Annotated in this window: 15 protein-coding genes; 11 read left to right on the forward strand and 4 right to left on the reverse strand. The window is 53.6% G+C overall.

The features are described 5' to 3' along the window. The 9 genes from Q0I19_RS00005 to Q0I19_RS00045 all read left to right on the forward strand — a co-directional run. Window positions 1-2106, forward strand: a 2106-nt coding sequence (locus Q0I19_RS00005) for a VirB4-like conjugal transfer ATPase, CD1110 family (RefSeq protein ID WP_296023104.1), incomplete at its 5' end; no start/stop codon positions are given. Then, window positions 2103-2999: a DNA (cytosine-5-)-methyltransferase gene (dcm, locus tag Q0I19_RS00010; protein ID WP_294759359.1), complete on the forward strand. Its 897-nt coding sequence runs from the start codon at window positions 2103-2105 to the stop codon at window positions 2997-2999. The genes Q0I19_RS00005 and dcm, both read left to right, overlap by 4 nt. Then, window positions 2996-4981 carry a C40 family peptidase gene (locus Q0I19_RS00015; protein WP_296023107.1) on the forward strand — a complete coding sequence of 662 codons (1986 nt, stop codon included), beginning with the start codon at window positions 2996-2998 and terminating at the stop codon, window positions 4979-4981. Before dcm ends, Q0I19_RS00015 begins: the two co-directional genes overlap by 4 nt. A gap of 18 nt (window positions 4982-4999) precedes the next feature. After that, on the forward strand, window positions 5000-5251 hold the full coding sequence (locus Q0I19_RS00020) for a DUF4315 family protein (RefSeq protein ID WP_097777297.1): 252 nt from the start codon (window positions 5000-5002) through the stop codon (window positions 5249-5251). Beyond that, window positions 5241-5963 (forward strand): DUF4366 domain-containing protein, encoded by a 723-nt coding sequence (locus tag Q0I19_RS00025; RefSeq protein ID WP_296023111.1) that lies wholly within the window; start codon window positions 5241-5243, stop codon window positions 5961-5963. Before Q0I19_RS00020 ends, Q0I19_RS00025 begins: the two co-directional genes overlap by 11 nt. Then, window positions 5960-8077, forward strand: a complete 2118-nt coding sequence (locus Q0I19_RS00030; RefSeq protein WP_296023112.1) for a DNA topoisomerase 3 — start codon at window positions 5960-5962, stop codon at window positions 8075-8077. Before Q0I19_RS00025 ends, Q0I19_RS00030 begins: the two co-directional genes overlap by 4 nt. A 98-nt stretch (window positions 8078-8175) precedes the next feature. Next, window positions 8176-11370, forward strand: a complete 3195-nt coding sequence (locus tag Q0I19_RS00035; protein WP_296023114.1) for a YodL domain-containing protein — start codon at window positions 8176-8178, stop codon at window positions 11368-11370. A gap of 21 nt (window positions 11371-11391) precedes the next feature. Beyond that, window positions 11392-12318, forward strand: coding sequence for a hypothetical protein (locus tag Q0I19_RS00040; RefSeq protein ID WP_253495615.1), 927 nt, complete (start codon window positions 11392-11394; stop codon window positions 12316-12318). A 3-nt stretch (window positions 12319-12321) separates the two neighbouring features. Then, entirely contained in the window at window positions 12322-12522 is a 201-nt protein-coding gene (locus Q0I19_RS00045) for a transposon-transfer assisting family protein (protein ID WP_253495560.1), read from the forward strand. A gap of 115 nt (window positions 12523-12637) precedes the next feature. On the opposite strand, the gene Q0I19_RS00050 is transcribed toward Q0I19_RS00045, so the two are convergent. The 4 genes from Q0I19_RS00050 to Q0I19_RS00065 all read right to left on the reverse strand — a co-directional run bounded on the left by Q0I19_RS00050 (window position 12638) and on the right by Q0I19_RS00065 (window position 15823). After that, entirely contained in the window at window positions 12638-13534 is an 897-nt protein-coding gene (locus Q0I19_RS00050; RefSeq protein ID WP_005922866.1) for a Bro-N domain-containing protein, read from the reverse strand. Between the two features lie 111 nt (window positions 13535-13645). Further along, entirely contained in the window at window positions 13646-14974 is a 1329-nt protein-coding gene (locus Q0I19_RS00055; protein ID WP_129873382.1) for a relaxase/mobilization nuclease domain-containing protein, read from the reverse strand. Next, a complete protein-coding gene (gene mobC / locus Q0I19_RS00060) occupies window positions 14935-15264 on the reverse strand; it encodes a plasmid mobilization relaxosome protein MobC (protein WP_238078443.1) in 330 nt (109 codons plus the stop codon). Before mobC ends, Q0I19_RS00055 begins: the two co-directional genes overlap by 40 nt. A gap of 190 nt (window positions 15265-15454) precedes the next feature. Continuing rightward, complete coding sequence (locus Q0I19_RS00065) at window positions 15455-15823, reverse strand: helix-turn-helix transcriptional regulator (protein WP_005927725.1); 369 nt, start codon at window positions 15821-15823, stop codon at window positions 15455-15457. A gap of 274 nt (window positions 15824-16097) precedes the next feature. Between Q0I19_RS00065 and Q0I19_RS00070 the strand changes: the two genes are divergently transcribed. Together Q0I19_RS00070 and Q0I19_RS00075 are read left to right on the forward strand one after the other, a co-directional pair. Continuing rightward, on the forward strand, window positions 16098-16382 hold the full coding sequence (locus Q0I19_RS00070) for an autorepressor SdpR family transcription factor (RefSeq protein WP_040342330.1): 285 nt from the start codon (window positions 16098-16100) through the stop codon (window positions 16380-16382). Continuing rightward, window positions 16366-16962 carry an SdpI family protein gene (locus tag Q0I19_RS00075; protein ID WP_120020352.1) on the forward strand — a complete coding sequence of 199 codons (597 nt, stop codon included), beginning with the start codon at window positions 16366-16368 and terminating at the stop codon, window positions 16960-16962. The genes Q0I19_RS00070 and Q0I19_RS00075 overlap by 17 nt, the downstream gene beginning before the upstream one ends. Window position 16963 lies beyond the last annotated feature (1 nt).

The raw sequence follows: 16963 nt of genomic DNA on the forward strand, positions 1-16963 counted from the left end.
CATGTGCAGCTTTCGTTTTTGAATCGCAAGGTTGACCCGGTGCAGTACGCAAAAAGTTTTGAGATCGCACCGCAGGGGGATGATTTTGACGACATCCGCGCCGAGTACACCGCCATCCTGCAAAAGCAGCTTGCCAGCGGCAACAACGGCATCGTCAAAACCAAATATCTGACCTTCACCATCGAGGCCGACAGTCTGAAAAACGCACGGGCGCGGCTGACCCGCATTGGCCTTGACCTTCTGGGCTACTTCAAGACCATGGGCTGTGTGGCGCACGTCATGGACGGGCAGGAGCGTTTGGAGGTGTTGCACGGTATCTTCCACCCGGACGGTGAACCGTTCCGTTTTGACTGGGACTGGCTGGCCCCCTCCGGCCTGTCCACTAAGGATTTTGTGGCCCCGTCCTCCCTCTGCTTCGGCACGGCCAAGACCTTTGGTTTGGGCGGCAAGTATGGAGCCGTGAGCTTTTTACAAATCCTTGCGCCGGAACTTTCAGACGAAATGCTGGCCGACTTCCTCAAAACGGAAAGCGGGATTCTCGTCAATCTCCATGTGCAGGCCATCGACCAGACCGAGGCCATCAAGACCATCAAGCGGAAAATTACAGACCTTGATGCCATGAAGATTCAGGAGCAGAAAAAGGCTGTCCGTTCCGGGTACGACATGGACATCCTCCCCAGCGACCTTGCCACCTACGGCGAGGACGCCAAAAAGCTGCTGAACAAATTGCAGACCCGGAACGAACGGCTTTTCATGCTGACCTTTCTGGTGATGAACGTGGCCGACACCAAGCAAAAGCTGAGCAACGATGTGTTCCAAGCGGCTGGTGTGGCGCAAAAGTACAACTGCTCGCTCGTCCGGCTGGACTACCAGCAGGAGCAGGGCCTTGTGTCCAGCCTGCCACTGGGCATCAACCAGATAAAGATTCAGCGCAGCCTTACCACCTCCAACGTGGCGGTGTTCGTGCCCTTTGTAACGCAGGAGCTTTTCCAGAGCGGCGCGGCCATGTACTACGGCATCAACGCGAAATCCCACAACATGATCATGCTGGACCGCAAGCAGGCCCGGTGTCCCAACGGCCTAAAGCTGGGCACGCCCGGCAGCGGCAAATCCATGAGCTGCAAGTCTGAAATCGTCAGTGTGTTTTTAACGACTGCTGACGATATTTTTATTTCAGACCCAGAGGCCGAGTATTATCCGCTGGTCAAGCGGCTGCATGGGCAGGTCATCAAACTTTCGCCCACCAGCAAGGACTATGTGAATCCTCTGGACATCAACCTGAATTATTCCGAAGATGACAGCCCGCTGGCCTTGAAGTCGGATTTTGTGCTGTCGTTCTGTGAGCTGGTCATGGGCGGCAAAACAGGTCTGGAAGCGATTGAACGCACCGTGATAGACCGTGCTGTGAAAGCCATCTACCGTCCCTATCTGGCAAATCCCTGCCCGGAGAATATGCCCATCCTCTCCGATTTGCACCAAGCCCTGCTCGACCAGCATTTGCCGGAAGCGGACCGGGTAGCACAGGCACTCGACCTGTATGTGTCCGGCTCGCTGAATGTTTTCAATCACAAAACGAATGTGGACATCCACAACCGCCTTGTGGCTTTTGACATCAAAGAGTTAGGCAAGCAGTTAAAAAAATTGGGGATGCTCATTATCCAAGACCAGATATGGGGCCGCGTCACCCAGAACCGCAGTCAGGGCCGGGCCACATGGTATTTTGCAGACGAGTTCCACTTGCTCTTGAAAGAAGAACAGACCGCCGCGTACAGTGCCGAGATTTGGAAACGCTTCCGAAAATGGGGCGGCGTGCCCACAGGCGCTACTCAGAATGTGAAGGACCTTCTTTCTTCCCCGGAAATCGAGAACATTCTGGAAAACAGCGACTTCATCACTCTGCTGAATCAGGCATCCGGCGACCGCAAAATCCTTTCGGAACGGCTGAACCTTTCCGCAGACCAGCAGAAGTACATCGACAACTCCGAACCGGGCGAAGGACTGCTGATTTTTGAAAACGTAGTGCTGCCGTTCTCAAACCCCATCCCGAAAAACACCCAGCTCTATAAGATTATGACCACCCGGCTCAGCGAGGTGGTGGAGCTATGAGCCTAACGCATTTCAGTTTGTTTTCCGGCATCGGCGGCATTGACCTTGCCGCAGAAGCAGCGGGGTTTACCTCTGTCTGTCAATGTGAGTGGGCGGCGTTTCCCGCCGCTGTACTGGCAAGCCACTGGCCGGAGGTGCCCCGTTTTCAGGACATCACAACCGTAACAAAGGAGGCTTTCTTTGAAAAAACAGGACTTCGTACCGTCACCCTCATTTCAGGCGGCTTTCCGTGCCAGCCGTTCTCCACCGCAGGGCGGCAGCGCGGCTTCCACGATGAACGCTACCTCTGGCCCGAAATGCTACGGGTCATCCGGGAATTGCAGCCCCGTTGGGTGCTTGGAGAAAATGTTGCTGGCTTCCTCCGTATGGGGCTCGACAAAACGCTCATTGATTTGGAGCAGGCAGGTTACGATGTTCGGGTTTTCGTATTACCTGCTGCTGCCGTTGGCGCGTGGCACGAACGCAAAAGGGTATTCATCATCGGCTCCGCTGCTGCCCACGCCCCTTGCCAGCGACACCGGGGATGTGGGCAAGGGGTTGGACATCCAAATCTCTGCGAATGGCAGCTACCGCAAGATGAACAAAGATGGCAAGGCATGGACAGCGCGGCTTTCCCATGTGGTCTACCGCATGACCCCCACCACGCTGGAAAAGCCTTATCTCAACCCGGACTGGGTAGAGTGGCTGATGGGTTTCCCGCGCAAATGGACGGACATTCCCTTTGGGCCAAAGAGCCAGCCGACATCCCGCGTCTGACCGAGGATGTGCCGAACCGCAGCAAGCGGATGAAAACGCTGGGCAATGCGGTTTCGCCGCCGCAGGTATTCCCGATTCTCAAATACATTGCGGATATTGAAACAGGCCGCTGTCCGATGGGAGGTGAATTTCCTTGAAAGAATTGCAGGCAAAAGCCAAAGTCACCCAGACCATGACCCGTGACGGTCTGGTGGTGGAAAATCAGGCTGATGGTACTGTGGAGAATGTTTCCAGCCGGGAAGCGGAACAGGATTACTCCACGGATGCCGAGGGCAAGACCGAAAAAATCTTAGAGCGCGCCGAGGATGCCAAAGAAAAACATTCTGCTAAAAAGAAATCAAAAAAGGCAGCAGAAACCGCAACCACCGCCGAAAGTGAAGATTGCTTGCACCGTTCCGCTGCCCGTCTGGAACTGACCGAAGAAGAACGGGCAGACCCAGAGTTGCAGCCGTACATCCAAAAGGCGGAAGCGAAAGCCGACAAGCTGGATGCAGCCCGCGCCGCTCTTCCGAAAAAGCGTGTTCCGGTCAAGGGAAAAGTCTACGATGCTGTCAGCGGCAAGGCAAAATCCACCCTGCGTTTTGAGCAGCAGGACAAAGGCCCACCCAGCCTGAAACCAAACCCGGCCAGCCGCCCGCTATCGGAAGCGTTGCTGTTCGCTCACGGAAAAATCCATGAAGTCGAACACGAAAATGTGGGTGTGGAGGGTGGCCACAAGGGTGAAGAACTGGTGGAGCGTCAGACCGCCAAAGCCATCCGCAGCGGCATCCGGCACCACAAGATGAAGCCCTACAAGGCCGTGGAAAAGGCAGAGCGTCAGCTCATGTCTGCCAATGCAGAATACTTTTACCAGAAATCCTTGCGGGACAATCCGCAAATTGCACAGGCGGCCAGCAACCCCATTTCCCGGATGTGGCAGAAACGGCGTATCAAACAGCAGTATGCCAAAGCTGCACGGCAGGCCGGACAAGCCGCCGCGCAGGGTGCAGCCGCCACCGCAGAGAACGGTTTCCGGGTAACAAAGCTGGCGGCCGAGGGCGGCGAACGGGTAGCCGAATTTGCGGCCCGGAACTGGAAAACCATTCTGATCGTGGCGGTGTTCGGTCTGCTGGCTCTGCTCCTGATAACGGGCTTGCAGTCCTGCACCGTGATGGCGGGCACCGCTGGAACCGGCGTGACGGCATCCTCTTACTTTTCCAAGGACAAGGATATGCTGGGTGCAGAGAAAGCCTACGCCAAGCTGGAACAAAAGCTGCAACGGTATCTCGACACCTACGAGGCCACCCACAACTACGATGAATACCATTTTTATCTGGACGAAATCGAGCATGACCCCTATGTGCTGATCTCGATTTTGTCCGCGCTCCATGATGGCGTTTTTACATTGGCCGAGGTGCAGGGCGAACTTGAAATGCTCTTTGAAAAGCAGTACATCCTGACCGAGACCGTGACCATGCAGATACGTTACCGTACAAAAATGATGGTCATTATTGGCCCGTATGGTGTGCCGCAGGTTATCACCTACCAAGAACCGTATGAATACTACATCTGCACGGTCAAGCTGAAGAACAAGGATTTATCCCATCTGCCCGTGGAAGTACTGACCGAAGAACAGCTTAGTGCCTATTCGCTCTATATGCGCACGCTGGGCAACCGGCCGGATTTGTTTGGCAAAGCGCAATACCCCAATGCGTCCACCATCAAGCAGCCCACCTACTACGATATTCCCCCGGAAGCACTAAAGGATGATAGGTTTGCCGCCATGATGGAGGAAGCCACGAAGTACATCGGCTACCCGTATGTGTGGGGCGGCAGTTCGCCCAGCACCAGCTTTGATTGCAGCGGCTACATTTCGTGGGTGCTGAATCACTCCGGCTGGAACGTGGGCCGCCAGACCGCACAGGGCCTTTACAACCTCTGTACTCCTGTTTCGACGGCGCAGGTCAAACCGGGCGACCTTGTGTTTTTCAAGGGAACCTACGATACCCCCGGCGTGAGCCATTGCGGTATCTATGTAGGCAATTCCATCATGCTGCACTGCGGCGACCCTATCTCTTACACAAACCTCAACTCAAAATATTGGCAGGAACATTTTTACAGCTATGGGCGTTTACCGTGACGCCAGAAAGGATTTTGTATGGCAAAAAGACTTTCCCGCATTGAGCGCGATATTGAACGGCTCAAAGAAAAAATCTCTGAATACCAGCAGCAGTTGAAAGAACTGGAAGCTGCAAAGACTGAACAGGAAAACCTGCAGATCATTCAGCTGGTGCGCAGCATGAACATGAAACCGGACGAGTTTGCGGCTTTTCTGCGCAGCGGTGCGCTGAACGCCGCCCCCACCGTCACCCCGTACCACAAACAGGAGGATGCCGCCGATGAAACCTGACAACTGGAACCGCTTCGCTGCTGGGCTGCTGGCTATCCTGCTCTGCCTCTGTTCGTTCTCCATGCCTGCTTTTGCAAGCGGCACTGACCCAGCCCCGGAACCTCTGCCGGAAATTACCGAGGAAGAACCGACTACGGGCGGCATGGAGCCGGAGGGCGTGTCCATCACGCCCAAGGGCAATGCAACACTGGTGGATGATTTTTACGGCGACAAGCAGCTTATCACCGTGACCACCAAAGCCGGGAATTATTTTTACATTCTCATTGACCGTGCCAACGAGGACAAGGAAACGTCCGTTCACTTCCTGAACCAAGTGGACGATGCCGACTTGCTGGCTCTGCTGGATGAAGAACCGCAGGCCGCCGAAGTCTGCACCTGCACGGTGAAATGTGAGGCCGGAAACGTCAACGAAAACTGCCCCTTGTGTGAAAAGAGCCTGCGTAACTGCACGGCCCCGGAAGCCGTGAAAACCGACACCGAAACGCCGCAGGAAAAGCCGAAGTCCAACATGGGCAGTCTGATGATTCTGCTGGTGCTGGCTCTGGCTGGCGGCGGCGCGGCCCTCTATTATTTCAAGTTCCGCAAGCCCAAGGCCGATACCACCGGGCACGATGATCTGGACGAGTACGATTTTGGCGAGGACGAGGATGCAGACGAGGAACCGGCTGAAATCGAGATTCATTCGGAGGACGGACAGGAGGATGAAACATGAGCGTTCAGCTGGTGATTGCCGAAAAGCCCAGTGTGGCCCGCAGCATTGCCGCCGTGATCGGGGCCACCGAAAAGCAAACCGGCTATTGGCAGGGCGGCGGGTATCTGGTCAGCTGGTGCATCGGGCATCTGGTGTCCTTTGCAGAGGCAGGCCAGTACGATGAAAAATACTGCAAGTGGCGGTATGAGGATTTGCCCATCCTGCCCCAGCCGTGGCAGTTCATTGTCCCGGACGAAAAGAAACAGCAGTTTGAAATTGTGCGCTCTCTGCTCAACCGCCCGGATGTGGACAGTGTGACCGCCGCGACCGATGCAGGCCGGGAGGGAGAACTGATTTTCCGTTTCGTCTACCAAATGGCCGGTTGCACAAAACCTGTGAAGCGGCTCTGGATTTCCAGCATGGAGGATGCCGCTATCCGGGAGGGCTTTGCAAACCTGCGCCCGGATTCGGATTATGATGCTCTGTATCAATCGGCCCTCTGCCGTGCAAAGGCGGATTGGCTGGTGGGTATCAATGCAACGCGACTGTTTTCGGTGCTGTATCACAAAACCCTGACGGTAGGCCGGGTGCAGACCCCGACACTGAAAATGTTGGTGGACCGGGATGCAAAAATCCTGCGCTTCCAGAAAGAAAAGTATTACACGGTCGGCATCCAGTCCGGCAGCCTGAAAGCGGACAGTGAGCGCATTTCTGATGCGGAAACTGCAAATTCTCTCAAAGAAAAATGCACGGGTGCAGTTGCCGTCTGTACTTCTGTCAAGCGGGAGAAAAAGACAGAACAGCCGCCCAAGCTCTATGACCTGACCACCTTGCAGCGGGAAGCAAACCGTCTGTTCGGTTTTACCGCAAAACAGACCCTTGATTACGCCCAGCAGCTTTATGAAAAGAAACTGCTGACCTATCCCCGCACCGACAGCCAATATCTGACCGAGGATATGGGCCAGACAGCACAACATCTTGTGTCTGACCTGCTGGAGCTGCTGCCCTTTACCCAAGGGCTTGACTTGACCCCGGAAGTGGGCCGGATTCTGAACAGCAAAAAGGTATCGGACCACCACGCCATCATCCCCACGTCCGAATTTGTAAAGCAGGGTTTCACTGGTCTTGCCGAGAGTGAATGCAAGCTGATGAACCTTGTCTGCTCCAAGCTGCTCTGCGCCGTGGCTGCGCCCCATGAGTACGAAACTGTGACTGCTGTGTTCTCCTGCGCCGGGAACGAGTTCACCGCCAAGGGAAAGACGGTGCTTGTTCCCGGTTGGAAAGAAATCGACCAGCGGTTCCGCTCCAACCTGAAAGCAGATACCGAGGAAGAAGTGCTGAACACCCTGCCGGAACTGGCCGAGGGACAGAGTTTTTCCGTGACGGCTAACGTTTCGGAACACTTCACGTCCCCGCCGAAAGCCTACACCGAAGATACGCTCCTGTCAGCAATGGAGCGGGCCGGGGCCGAAGATATGCCGGAGGACAAGGTGAATTGCTCCGCAGGAGCAAGAGAGGGTGGCCTGGGCCATGCGGAACGCAAGGGGCTGGGCACACCCGCCACCCGTGCCGCGATTCTGGAAAAGCTGGTGCAAATGGGCTTTGTGCAGCGCAAGGGCAAACAGCTTATCCCCACCAAGGACGGCATCAATCTGGCGGTGGTTCTGCCGGAAAGCCTGACCTCTCCCGTCCTGACCGCTGAATGGGAAAATCGCCTGACCGAGATTGCCAAGGGCAATGCAGACCCGGACGATTTCATGGCCGAAATTGAGGCGCAGGTGCGCCAGTTGGTCAAGACCTATTCCTGCATCAGTGCGGACAAGCAAAACCTGTTCCAGCCGGAACGGGTTATCATCGGCAAGTGTCCCCGGTGTGGTGAAAACGTCTACGAGGGCAAGAAAAACTTCTACTGCGGAAATCGTGGCTGTCAGTTCGTGATGTGGAAGAATGACCGCTTCTTTGAGCAGCGCAAAAAGGCGTTCACACCGAAGATCGCCGCTGCTCTGCTCAAAAACGGTAAGGCAAAGGTCAAGGGCCTCTATTCCGAAAAGACAGGCAAAACCTATGATGCAACGGTGCTTCTGGCAGATACGGGAGGCAAGTACGTCAATTACCGGGTAGAGCGCAAAGAGTAAGGCAAAAATACGAGGGCCGGTTATGGTAAGGTGAAGCATTCATTTTGCCATAACCGGCTCTCTCTATCCGTAGGATAGCAAAAAAGGAGTGTGACCAAATGAGCGAATTATTTTCCATCCAGCTGCAAAATCGGCAGCAGCAAGGCAGGGATGGCGTCTGGCTGGACCTGCCCACTACAACCGAACAGGTACAAGCGGCCCTGCGGCAAATCGGCATTTCGTCCGATAATCCGCAGGGCCTTTTCATTTCCGGCTATTTTGCCGAGGAAGAAAAGCGTTTTGCCATCCCCTACAACATGGTGCTGGCATCCAATGTGGACGAGCTGAACTTTCTGGCATCACGACTGGAAACACTCTCTACCGGGGAACGCGCAGAGCTGAACGCCGCCCTGCAAGCCCCGCAGAGTGAGCTTTTCAGCATCGGGAGAATCACCGACTTTCCCGAAAACGTGGACTACTATGTGCATCTGCCGGATGTGCACGGGCCTGCCCAGCTAGGAGATTACTACCTGAATCGCTCCGGCATGGTGGATATGCCGGAAGAATGGAAAGGCGGCATCGACACGGCACAGTTCGGCCGGTATGTGGCCCAGCAGGAGCAGGGCGTGTTTACCGAGTATGGCTACCTTGTCAAAAGCGGGGACGCGTGGCAGAAAGTCCACGAGGGCCAGCCTGTGCCGGAGGAATACCGGGTGCTGTCCTTTCCTGCGCCGGAAGTTTTGCGAGATTCGGCCAACATCCCGCCACCTGTTCAGCCTGAAACGGAACCGCAGAAAGTTATTCCCATTATCCTAAACGGCAAGGACAGCGCGGAACGCATGAAAGAAATCACGGACCGGCTGGAAACGGGCATTCAGCAGTTGTTCGGCAGTGACCGCTACAAGGCCTACCTCACCACGATGGCGAAATTCCACAATTACAGCTTCAACAACACCTTGCTGATCGCCATGCAGGGCGGGCAGCTGGTGGCGGGCTTCAACAAGTGGAAAGACACGTTCCACCGCACCGTAAAGAAAGGCGAAAAAGGCATCAAGATTCTGGCTCCTGCGCCGTACAAGGTCAAGCAGAAGATGGAAAAGCTGGACGAACAGGGCAAGCCGATTCTGGACAAGGACGGCAAGCCGCTGACGGAAGAAAAGACGGTGCAGATTCCGGCTTTCAAGGTGGTGTCCGTGTTCGATGTCAGCCAGACCGAGGGCGAACCGCTGCCCTCTATTGCAGTGAATGAACTGTCCGGCAGCGTGCAGGACTACCAAGATTTTTTCAGAGCGTTGGAGCAGGCTTCCCCGGTGCCCATCGGGTTTGAGGACATCGAGGGCGGGGCGCACGGTTACTTTCATCTGCTCGACAACCGCATTGCAATTCAGGAGGGCATGAGCCAGCTGCAAACCATCAAAACGGCCATCCACGAGATTGCCCATGCCAAGCTGCACGCCATCGACCCGAACGACCCAGAACAGACTAACCGCCCGGACAGCCGCACCCGCGAGGTACAGGCCGAAAGTGTGGCCTATGCTGTTTGCCAGTACTACGGGCTGGACACATCCGAGTATTCCTTTGGTTATGTGGCCGGGTGGAGTTCGGGCCGGGAACTGGCCGAGTTGAAAGCCTCTCTGGAAATTATCCGCAATACGGCCCATGAACTGATCTCCGCGCTGGACGAACATCTGGCAGAACTGCGCCAGCAGCGGGAAACAGAACTTTCCACTGCACAGGAGGCTGCATTTGCGCTGGATAATGGCAATACGCTGTTCATCCAGAACTGCGATTCTGGCTATGACTACACTCTGTATGGCCCGGACCACACGGCTCTGGACGGAGGCCAGCTGGACGCGCCCGGTCTGACCCTGCCGGATGCCGGGCAGGAAGCGCTTAATCTGCTGGGGCAGACAGCCCCGGTGTCGGAAGTCCTGTTGGGCGATAAGCTAGCGGCATTCCAAGAGGCCGCAGAAAAGGCCAACGAAATTCCAGAACCTGTTAAAATTCCAGACCCCGCCGCAGAGCCCACGGTCACGATTCTTTGGAGCGAAAGCGACAAGCTGCAGGACGGCGAAAACATGCCGCTGTCCGTAGCGAATCGTGTTTTTGAAGAACTGGACGCCGCCCAGCACACTGACCGGGAAAAGGACGGCTACACGGGCGGCTGGTACGACAAAACAGCCTTCCGCATTGACTTTACTATGAACGGCCAGCCGGACAACTACGAGGGGCGGCAGGATTTTGGTGACGGAGAGGGTTCTTTGATTCAGCATATCCAGAACTACCACGAATACTACGCCAAGGACGAGAACTGGAAAAATTTTGTTCTGCACAACAAAGGCCCGGAAGCGTGGGAACAAGACAAGGCAGAGCGGGAAATGGTGCTGACCGAGTTTATCCCGTACCTCAAACAACATTGCAATCTTTCGGCCATGGAACAGGCAGCCACCGCCGCTTTGCGGGAGGGACAGAACATTTCGCCGGAACAGGCTGCCTATTACAACACTGTTGTGGCCTATGTGCAGGACTGCCGCCCGCTGCTTAACCAAGGCCAGTATAACTTGCCGGAACCGCCCAAGCTGGCTGACTTTGACCAGAGCTTGCAGGATTACAAGGCACAGGTGCAGGCCGAGATCGCGCAGGAAGCGGCTGCTGCCGGAATGACCGTAGAGGAATACGCAGCGGCAGGCTTTGAAGCACCGCAGCAGGACAGCTTTTCCATCTACCAGCTGCGCAATGAAGATTCCACCCGCGATTACCGTTTTGAGCCCTACGACCGCCTGCAGGCTGCCGGTTTGACCGTGGACAAGGCCAACTATACGGAAGTATACGCCGCGCCGCTGACTGCTGGTACCACGTTGGAGGACATCTACCGCACATTCAATGTGGACTATCCGGCAGATTTCAAGGGACACTCGCTGTCCGTTTCGGATGTGGTAGTGCTGCACCAGAACGGACAAAATACCGCTCACTACTGCGATAGTGTGGGCTTCCAGCAGGTGCCAGAGTTCTTGCGGGAAAACCCGCTGCGCACCGCAGAACTTTCCACCGAACAAAACGAAAACATGATTGACGGTGTGCTGAACAATGCGCCCTCTTTAGGTGAGTTGGAAGCCAAAGCAAAGGCCGGAGAACAAATTTCTCTGACGGACCTTGCCGCCGCAGTCAAGGCCGAGGAAAAGGCACCAAAAGCCAAGAAGTCACGCACAGCCAAGCCGAAAAAGCCGTCCATCCGGGTACAGCTGGATGCCGCAAAAAAGGAGCAGAGCAAGCAACCGCCGCCACGGGAAAAGACAAAAGAATTGGAGGTGTAAACCGTGCAGAAGTTTGAAAATATGGACTTGATCGCTGCGCTGGAAGCCATTATGCACCAGAACACCGCATACTATCAGAGCGATTTTGCCTATGACATCAAAATGCTGCGGGAGGCCGCCCGCAGCGGCCAGCCGGAAGATAAGATTCTGTTGTGGTTGTCCCGGCCTTCTGGAACATTCTGCTTCCGGGAACGGGACGTGCTGCTCAAAGATACACAAGCCTACAACACATGGAAATTCTGCGGCGAACAGACCCACGACAGGATTCTTGCCTACGCAGTAGAACTGACCGGCGCGGCCAACGGAACTGTGCAGGGCAATCTGTATGAACTGGATTACCAGCAGCATTTCCAGCATATCCGGGATGCAGCCTTGTCCGTGGGCGCCAACCGCCTGATCTACGAAAGTGGGATGCGGGAGATTGGCCCCAAAGAGCATTTCGACAGCCACCCGGACAAATATTTCGGGGCACTCGTGCGGTATGAAATGCAGCCCCGCGACCCGGAGCTTCTGCAAGCGGTCATCCGGCAGGAGCAGCGCAGCCGGGAACCTGCACGACCCGGTGATTTCAAAGAACACCTTGCGGCATTGCACACCGGGCTGATCGAGGCCGAGGCACAGCGTATCGTAGCCGATATGAAGCGTCTGGCTGCTCCCAACAGCCCGGACAAGAATCATTTCATGGTAGAGGTATCGCCCTATTTCACCAAGCTGGCATCCAGCCGGGACACTGACCAGCTGCTTGCCATGCTGCCGTATAAATCTTTACATCTGTCCAGCGTAAAAGACCGTTTTGGCATCTACGCGCTGGTTGACAAAAACGAGAACCGAGATAAGAACATTCGCAAACCCCGTGCTTCTGTCCGCAAGCAGCTTTCCGAAACGAAACAGACCGCCAGCCCGAAAAAAGCAGCGGCCTGCAGCAAACAATACGAAATGGAGGTCTAACGCATGAATTTCAGCGTAGAAGAAGAAAATTTGATCTGTGTGTACCACACCTCTGACCGCCGCCGGACGATGGCGCGGATGCTGGCCGTCCTGCCGGACATGGATACGGAAATGCGGCGGCTGGCGAATGGAACCATTACAAAGTTAGAGTACATGACCGATGCTGACTTTGACGGGCAGAGGTTTGATTTTACGGGTGAATAATACCGCCAGCTTAACAATGGCACATTATTTTCAGTGAAAGTAATGTGCCATTGTCAACACAGAAATAGCCGGACACGGTGGCCTTGTGGCTGCTGTGTCCGGCTATTTTCATGTATCAGTCTTTATCTTTTTTCTCGGTGGGATTTTCTGGCAGTTCGGCGGCATCTTCTACAATGTCGGTCACAAGCTGCTGGAAGTCAAACGCATTCTTTTCTGTGATAACGGGCTTGCCGGTTTCCGCTTCAAGAGCCTGCCGCGCAATGCCGGCCACTTTGCCGCCGCGTTTAGCAACCTGCTTGTTTTCTTCAAAGGTCTGCGGCTTTGCAGTCTTGGAAATATCCGTGGTAGATGCTTCCGCCAGCATGGTCAGCACAAGTTCCAAATCGGTCATGTTGTCCCGGAGATTTTCTTTTGTCAGACCTTTCAGCCGCTTGTACTGCCCCGTGGTCATGCCGGACCATGCGCGGGAGATTTCATCGGTCAGGATGGCGTACTCCTTGCCCTTTTGCACTCCGCGCTTCTTCCATTCGTCCGTTAGTTCGTTGCGGATGCGGATTGCCAAAAGCCGCTGGTGAATCCATTCTTCGGAGTAGCCTTTCTTCAAATAGGTATCAAGCGCACGGTCAATAGCTTGCTCCGGGTCGATGGTTTCTTCGATGCGTTCCTTGCCCACCATTGCCAGCCATGCCTTGAACGGTTCAGCTTTCGGGGACGGGATGGACTGGATGATACGCAAAAGCTGTTCGGTGTTGGCGACATCTGTCTTGTACCGTTTTCCATCAGAGGACAACATTTTCAGTTGTACGATTTTTTCGTACAACTCATTTGCCCCCTCAGCTTTCAGCTTACGCTTAAGATCGCTCCAATAACGCCGTGGATTGGCTGTTCCAGTTAAAACAGAAATAACATCAATAATCGAAAAATACCATTCTTCCTTTTCTGCATCCCATGCAGTACGGATTTTCTGATCTTCAAAAAGCTGGATAGAGCCGTTATCGTTCACTTCTGCCATAGAGGGTTCCTCGCTTTCGTTGTCTAAGTCTATTTTACATGATTTCGGGCGGAAACGCCACCCGGTCTAAGCGTTTGGGATTCAAAAATCCGAACAATATTTTGTGCAGATTTACCGTTCCTGCATCTGCTCCTTTCCCGGTGCTGTCCGCAGAATGCCGTCCACATTCTGCTTTATGATGCCATACTCCTGCATCTGGCGTTTGGCATCATTGTACTGCCGCTGCATCTGGTCTTTCTGCTCGGCCAGTTGCTTATACTCGTTTTTCAGGGCGTAGAGGTCGGGCAGCTTTTGAAAGCCCTGCTCTTTTAGAGCTTTCGCCGCTGCTTCATAGAGAATCAAGGTTCCTTCATGCTTACGTCGGAACTGCTTTTTGTCAGCAGCCCGCTGATACTCCTGCAACAGTGGGCGCAGTTCTTTACAGGTGGTGACATCCTTTATCAGCACGGCCATTTCAGCAAGCCGGCGCTCTGCTGCTTTCAATGCGGCGGCAGCTTCGGTGCTGGCGGCGGTGATCTCGGCCACCCGGCTTTCCAAATCCGGGTAACTATCAATTTCATGCTCCGTCAGAAAGTTCAGCGTCCGGGCAGCCTGTTTCAGATTGTGGAGTTTTGCCCACTTCTCATACCCTGCGGACTGCTGGGCCTTGATGCTGTTCTCCAAATCAATCCGCAGCGAAATTTTATGGTTTTCTTTGGGCTTCCGTTCCACGGACCGTCCTTTAATGCGCTCGGTAATAGCTTCCTCGGTATAGGCTTCTCCCAGTGTTTTGCAGCGGGTGAACCGTTCCTGTCCGGGCGCACGGAACGAAACATACTTGCCACGCTTTACCTCGTAGCCCTGCTCCTGCAGGAGCCGCAGAAAATCGTCAAAATCCTTGGCCTGCGGAATGGCTGCATCTATGGCGGCTTTCAGCTTCGCCTTCCAACTCGTGCCCTTGCGGTGCGCGTCCCACTCGGCATAGCTCTTGCCCCTGTCTTGGCCGGGCATTACCACGGACAGGCCATGTTCCTTGCACAGCCGGTCGCTGATGCGCCGGATGTAGGCATAGCTTTGTCGGTTGGAAACATACTTTCGCTGATTCACCATGTCCACAGCACAGAAGATGATGTGATTATGGACGTGCCCTTTGTCAATGTGCGTGGTCAGCACATACGGGTATTTGCCTTGCAGGACTTCATCTGCAAGCTGCCGGCCAATCTCGTGGGCCCGCTCCGGCGTGGTTTCGCCCGGCGCAAAAGACTGTATCAGGTGGTGGGCCAGATTGTTGCCTTTCTGCATGGCTTGTGATAGCAGCAGTTCAAATTCGATGTCGGCGGTTTCATAGGAGCAGGCAAAGGAGGACACCAGCATTTTTTCATCCGTCTTGGCTGGATTCTCGATGTAGTCCAGTGCCTTTTTCAGCGTTGACTTGATAGGATGTATCTTTGTAACTGCCATATCTGTGCCAGCGCTCCTTTGATGTCCGCAACGTCTTGTGTGTACAGCGGCCCCATGCTGTTCAGCCGCCGTGCAATCTGATTGACATTGACGCCAATCTTTTGCAGTTCGGCGGTCTGTTCCCGGATGCCGGTGGTGTCGATGTGGACAACATAACCATCTATCAGCATCTTCCGGGCGTAGGCAGAAAAATTCCGTGTGTGCAGCAGAGCCATCTTCTGCCGGATAAGTTCCTGTTCCTCCGGCGTCACGGGAACACGCAGAACAATTTTTCGGGTTCGGTTCGTCATAGTTTCACCTCGTTTCTTGGGGGTCTGGGGTACTCCCCAGCAAGCATTTTTGCCGGGAGTGGCTACACTCCCTATGCTTGCTACGTTACCTTTCCCCACTACTATGACACCACAACACCCCCGTTTTGCCCGCAAAATGCAAAAAAATAAGAGGACGCTTTTGCATCCTCTCAATGACCGTGCATGACAATCAGACACACACGGGCTCTTTTTCCTGTTCATGGATTCGTAAGGCACCGTCAATGGCACCTTCTACGATGGGTAAGTATTCTTCCGGGCAAAGCTGCAGCTTGTGGCTGACCCGCTGACGTTCCGCACTTTCTTCCCGCATGAGTTCCGGGTTGAAGTACCGCTCTACGGGCAGACCGCAAATTTTTATCAGCTGAATCACTACCGGCAGGCTGGGCAGCGTGCCTTCGTTTTCAATGTTTGCAAGATACCGGCTGTCGCAATGTATCATGTCGGCCAGCGCACTGCGGGAAAGCTGTTTTGCCTTTCGTGCTGCCTTGACATCCGCTCCGAACGTTTCAAAGCCGGGACAGTCCTCAATTTTCGCCATTCTGCATCACCCATATACATTTTATAGTTCATGAGCGATTGGCGAAATGTTGCTATGTCCGTTCTGTCTACATTTTATAATTCATGTTTATTTGATTATGGCAATACATAACCATGACACCAGAGTAGACTAATCTGGGCCATCCTGAACAGCCCATAAGAAAGCCATTTAGAGAATTTTCAAAATGAGTGTTGACTTTCTTTCTTATTGTGCTACAATGAAAATATCATTTAGAGATTTTTCAAAATAACAGGGGGGCAAAGGTGAAAGCACTGTGAGTTTACCTAATATTTTCAAAGCATTAAGTGATCCTGTCCGACGGGAGATACTACTGAAACTAAAACAAAAACGGAAGATGTCAGCCGGTGAAATTGCCGCAGAATTTGACTTGACTAATGCCACTATTTCATACCACCTTTCCACTCTAAAAAAGGCTGATTTGATTTTTGAAACACGCTATCAGAAATACATCTATTATGAAATCAATACATCGGTATTTGAAAGTGTTGTCATGTGGCTTATGCAATTTCAGGAGGATAAAGATGAACCCCAAAAATAAACGAACCTTGTTTCTGACAAGTACAATTTGCATTATTTTGTCCATCGTAGCATTCGCTCTGTCCCACATGGGCGAGGCCAGCAACGAAAACTATATTCTGCTCTATGTGATTGCCGTTTTGCTGAATATTGTTCTGAACCTTGCGCTTAGTATCAAAATCGCTTCGACAAACGGAGCCAAGGCGTTAGTATCTTTGGGTAAATGGATTATGCCGATTGCGGGAGTTGTATATTTGATCCCGCAGGTATATTCCGTACTTTTTCCCGCTAAGACTATGCAAGATACTTATTGGTATGTCTTTATTGGCATTTTATTTATTGTCAGCGGCAATTATTTCCCCAAAAACCACATCAACCCCTATATCGGGCTAAAGTTTCCATGGTTATTCAATGATGAAGAAGGCTGGTACAAGACGCATCGGCTGGGCGGCTACACATGGATATTAGCCGGTATTGTCAGCATTCTTCATCCACTACACAATCTTGTTTTTGTAACCGTTCCGCTAATCATTTTTCTGGTTGGCATTGTCCCGTTGGTCTATTCGCTTGTCCTCTATTTTAAGAGGAAACGAAGCAATTAAA

Origin of the sequence: uncultured Gemmiger sp. (assembly GCF_934561205.1) — a bacterium.
Lineage (GTDB): Bacteria > Bacillota > Clostridia > Oscillospirales > Ruminococcaceae > Gemmiger.

Coding starts and splice junctions, on each gene's coding strand:
- Q0I19_RS00025 (WP_296023111.1), top strand. CDS start 5,241: ATGAAACCTGACAACTGGAACCGCTTCGCTGCTGGGCTGCTGGCTATC.
- Q0I19_RS00035 (WP_296023114.1), top strand. CDS start 8,176: ATGAGCGAATTATTTTCCATCCAGCTGCAAAATCGGCAGCAGCAAGGC.
- Q0I19_RS00030 (WP_296023112.1), top strand. CDS start 5,960: ATGAGCGTTCAGCTGGTGATTGCCGAAAAGCCCAGTGTGGCCCGCAGC.
- Q0I19_RS00075 (WP_120020352.1), top strand. CDS start 16,366: ATGAACCCCAAAAATAAACGAACCTTGTTTCTGACAAGTACAATTTGC.
- Q0I19_RS00050 (WP_005922866.1), bottom strand. CDS start 13,534: ATGGCAGAAGTGAACGATAACGGCTCTATCCAGCTTTTTGAAGATCAG.
- dcm (WP_294759359.1), top strand. CDS start 2,103: ATGAGCCTAACGCATTTCAGTTTGTTTTCCGGCATCGGCGGCATTGAC.
- Q0I19_RS00055 (WP_129873382.1), bottom strand. CDS start 14,974: ATGGCAGTTACAAAGATACATCCTATCAAGTCAACGCTGAAAAAGGCA.
- Q0I19_RS00045 (WP_253495560.1), top strand. CDS start 12,322: ATGAATTTCAGCGTAGAAGAAGAAAATTTGATCTGTGTGTACCACACC.
- Q0I19_RS00040 (WP_253495615.1), top strand. CDS start 11,392: ATGGACTTGATCGCTGCGCTGGAAGCCATTATGCACCAGAACACCGCA.
- Q0I19_RS00020 (WP_097777297.1), top strand. CDS start 5,000: ATGGCAAAAAGACTTTCCCGCATTGAGCGCGATATTGAACGGCTCAAA.
- mobC (WP_238078443.1), bottom strand. CDS start 15,264: ATGACGAACCGAACCCGAAAAATTGTTCTGCGTGTTCCCGTGACGCCG.
- Q0I19_RS00065 (WP_005927725.1), bottom strand. CDS start 15,823: ATGGCGAAAATTGAGGACTGTCCCGGCTTTGAAACGTTCGGAGCGGAT.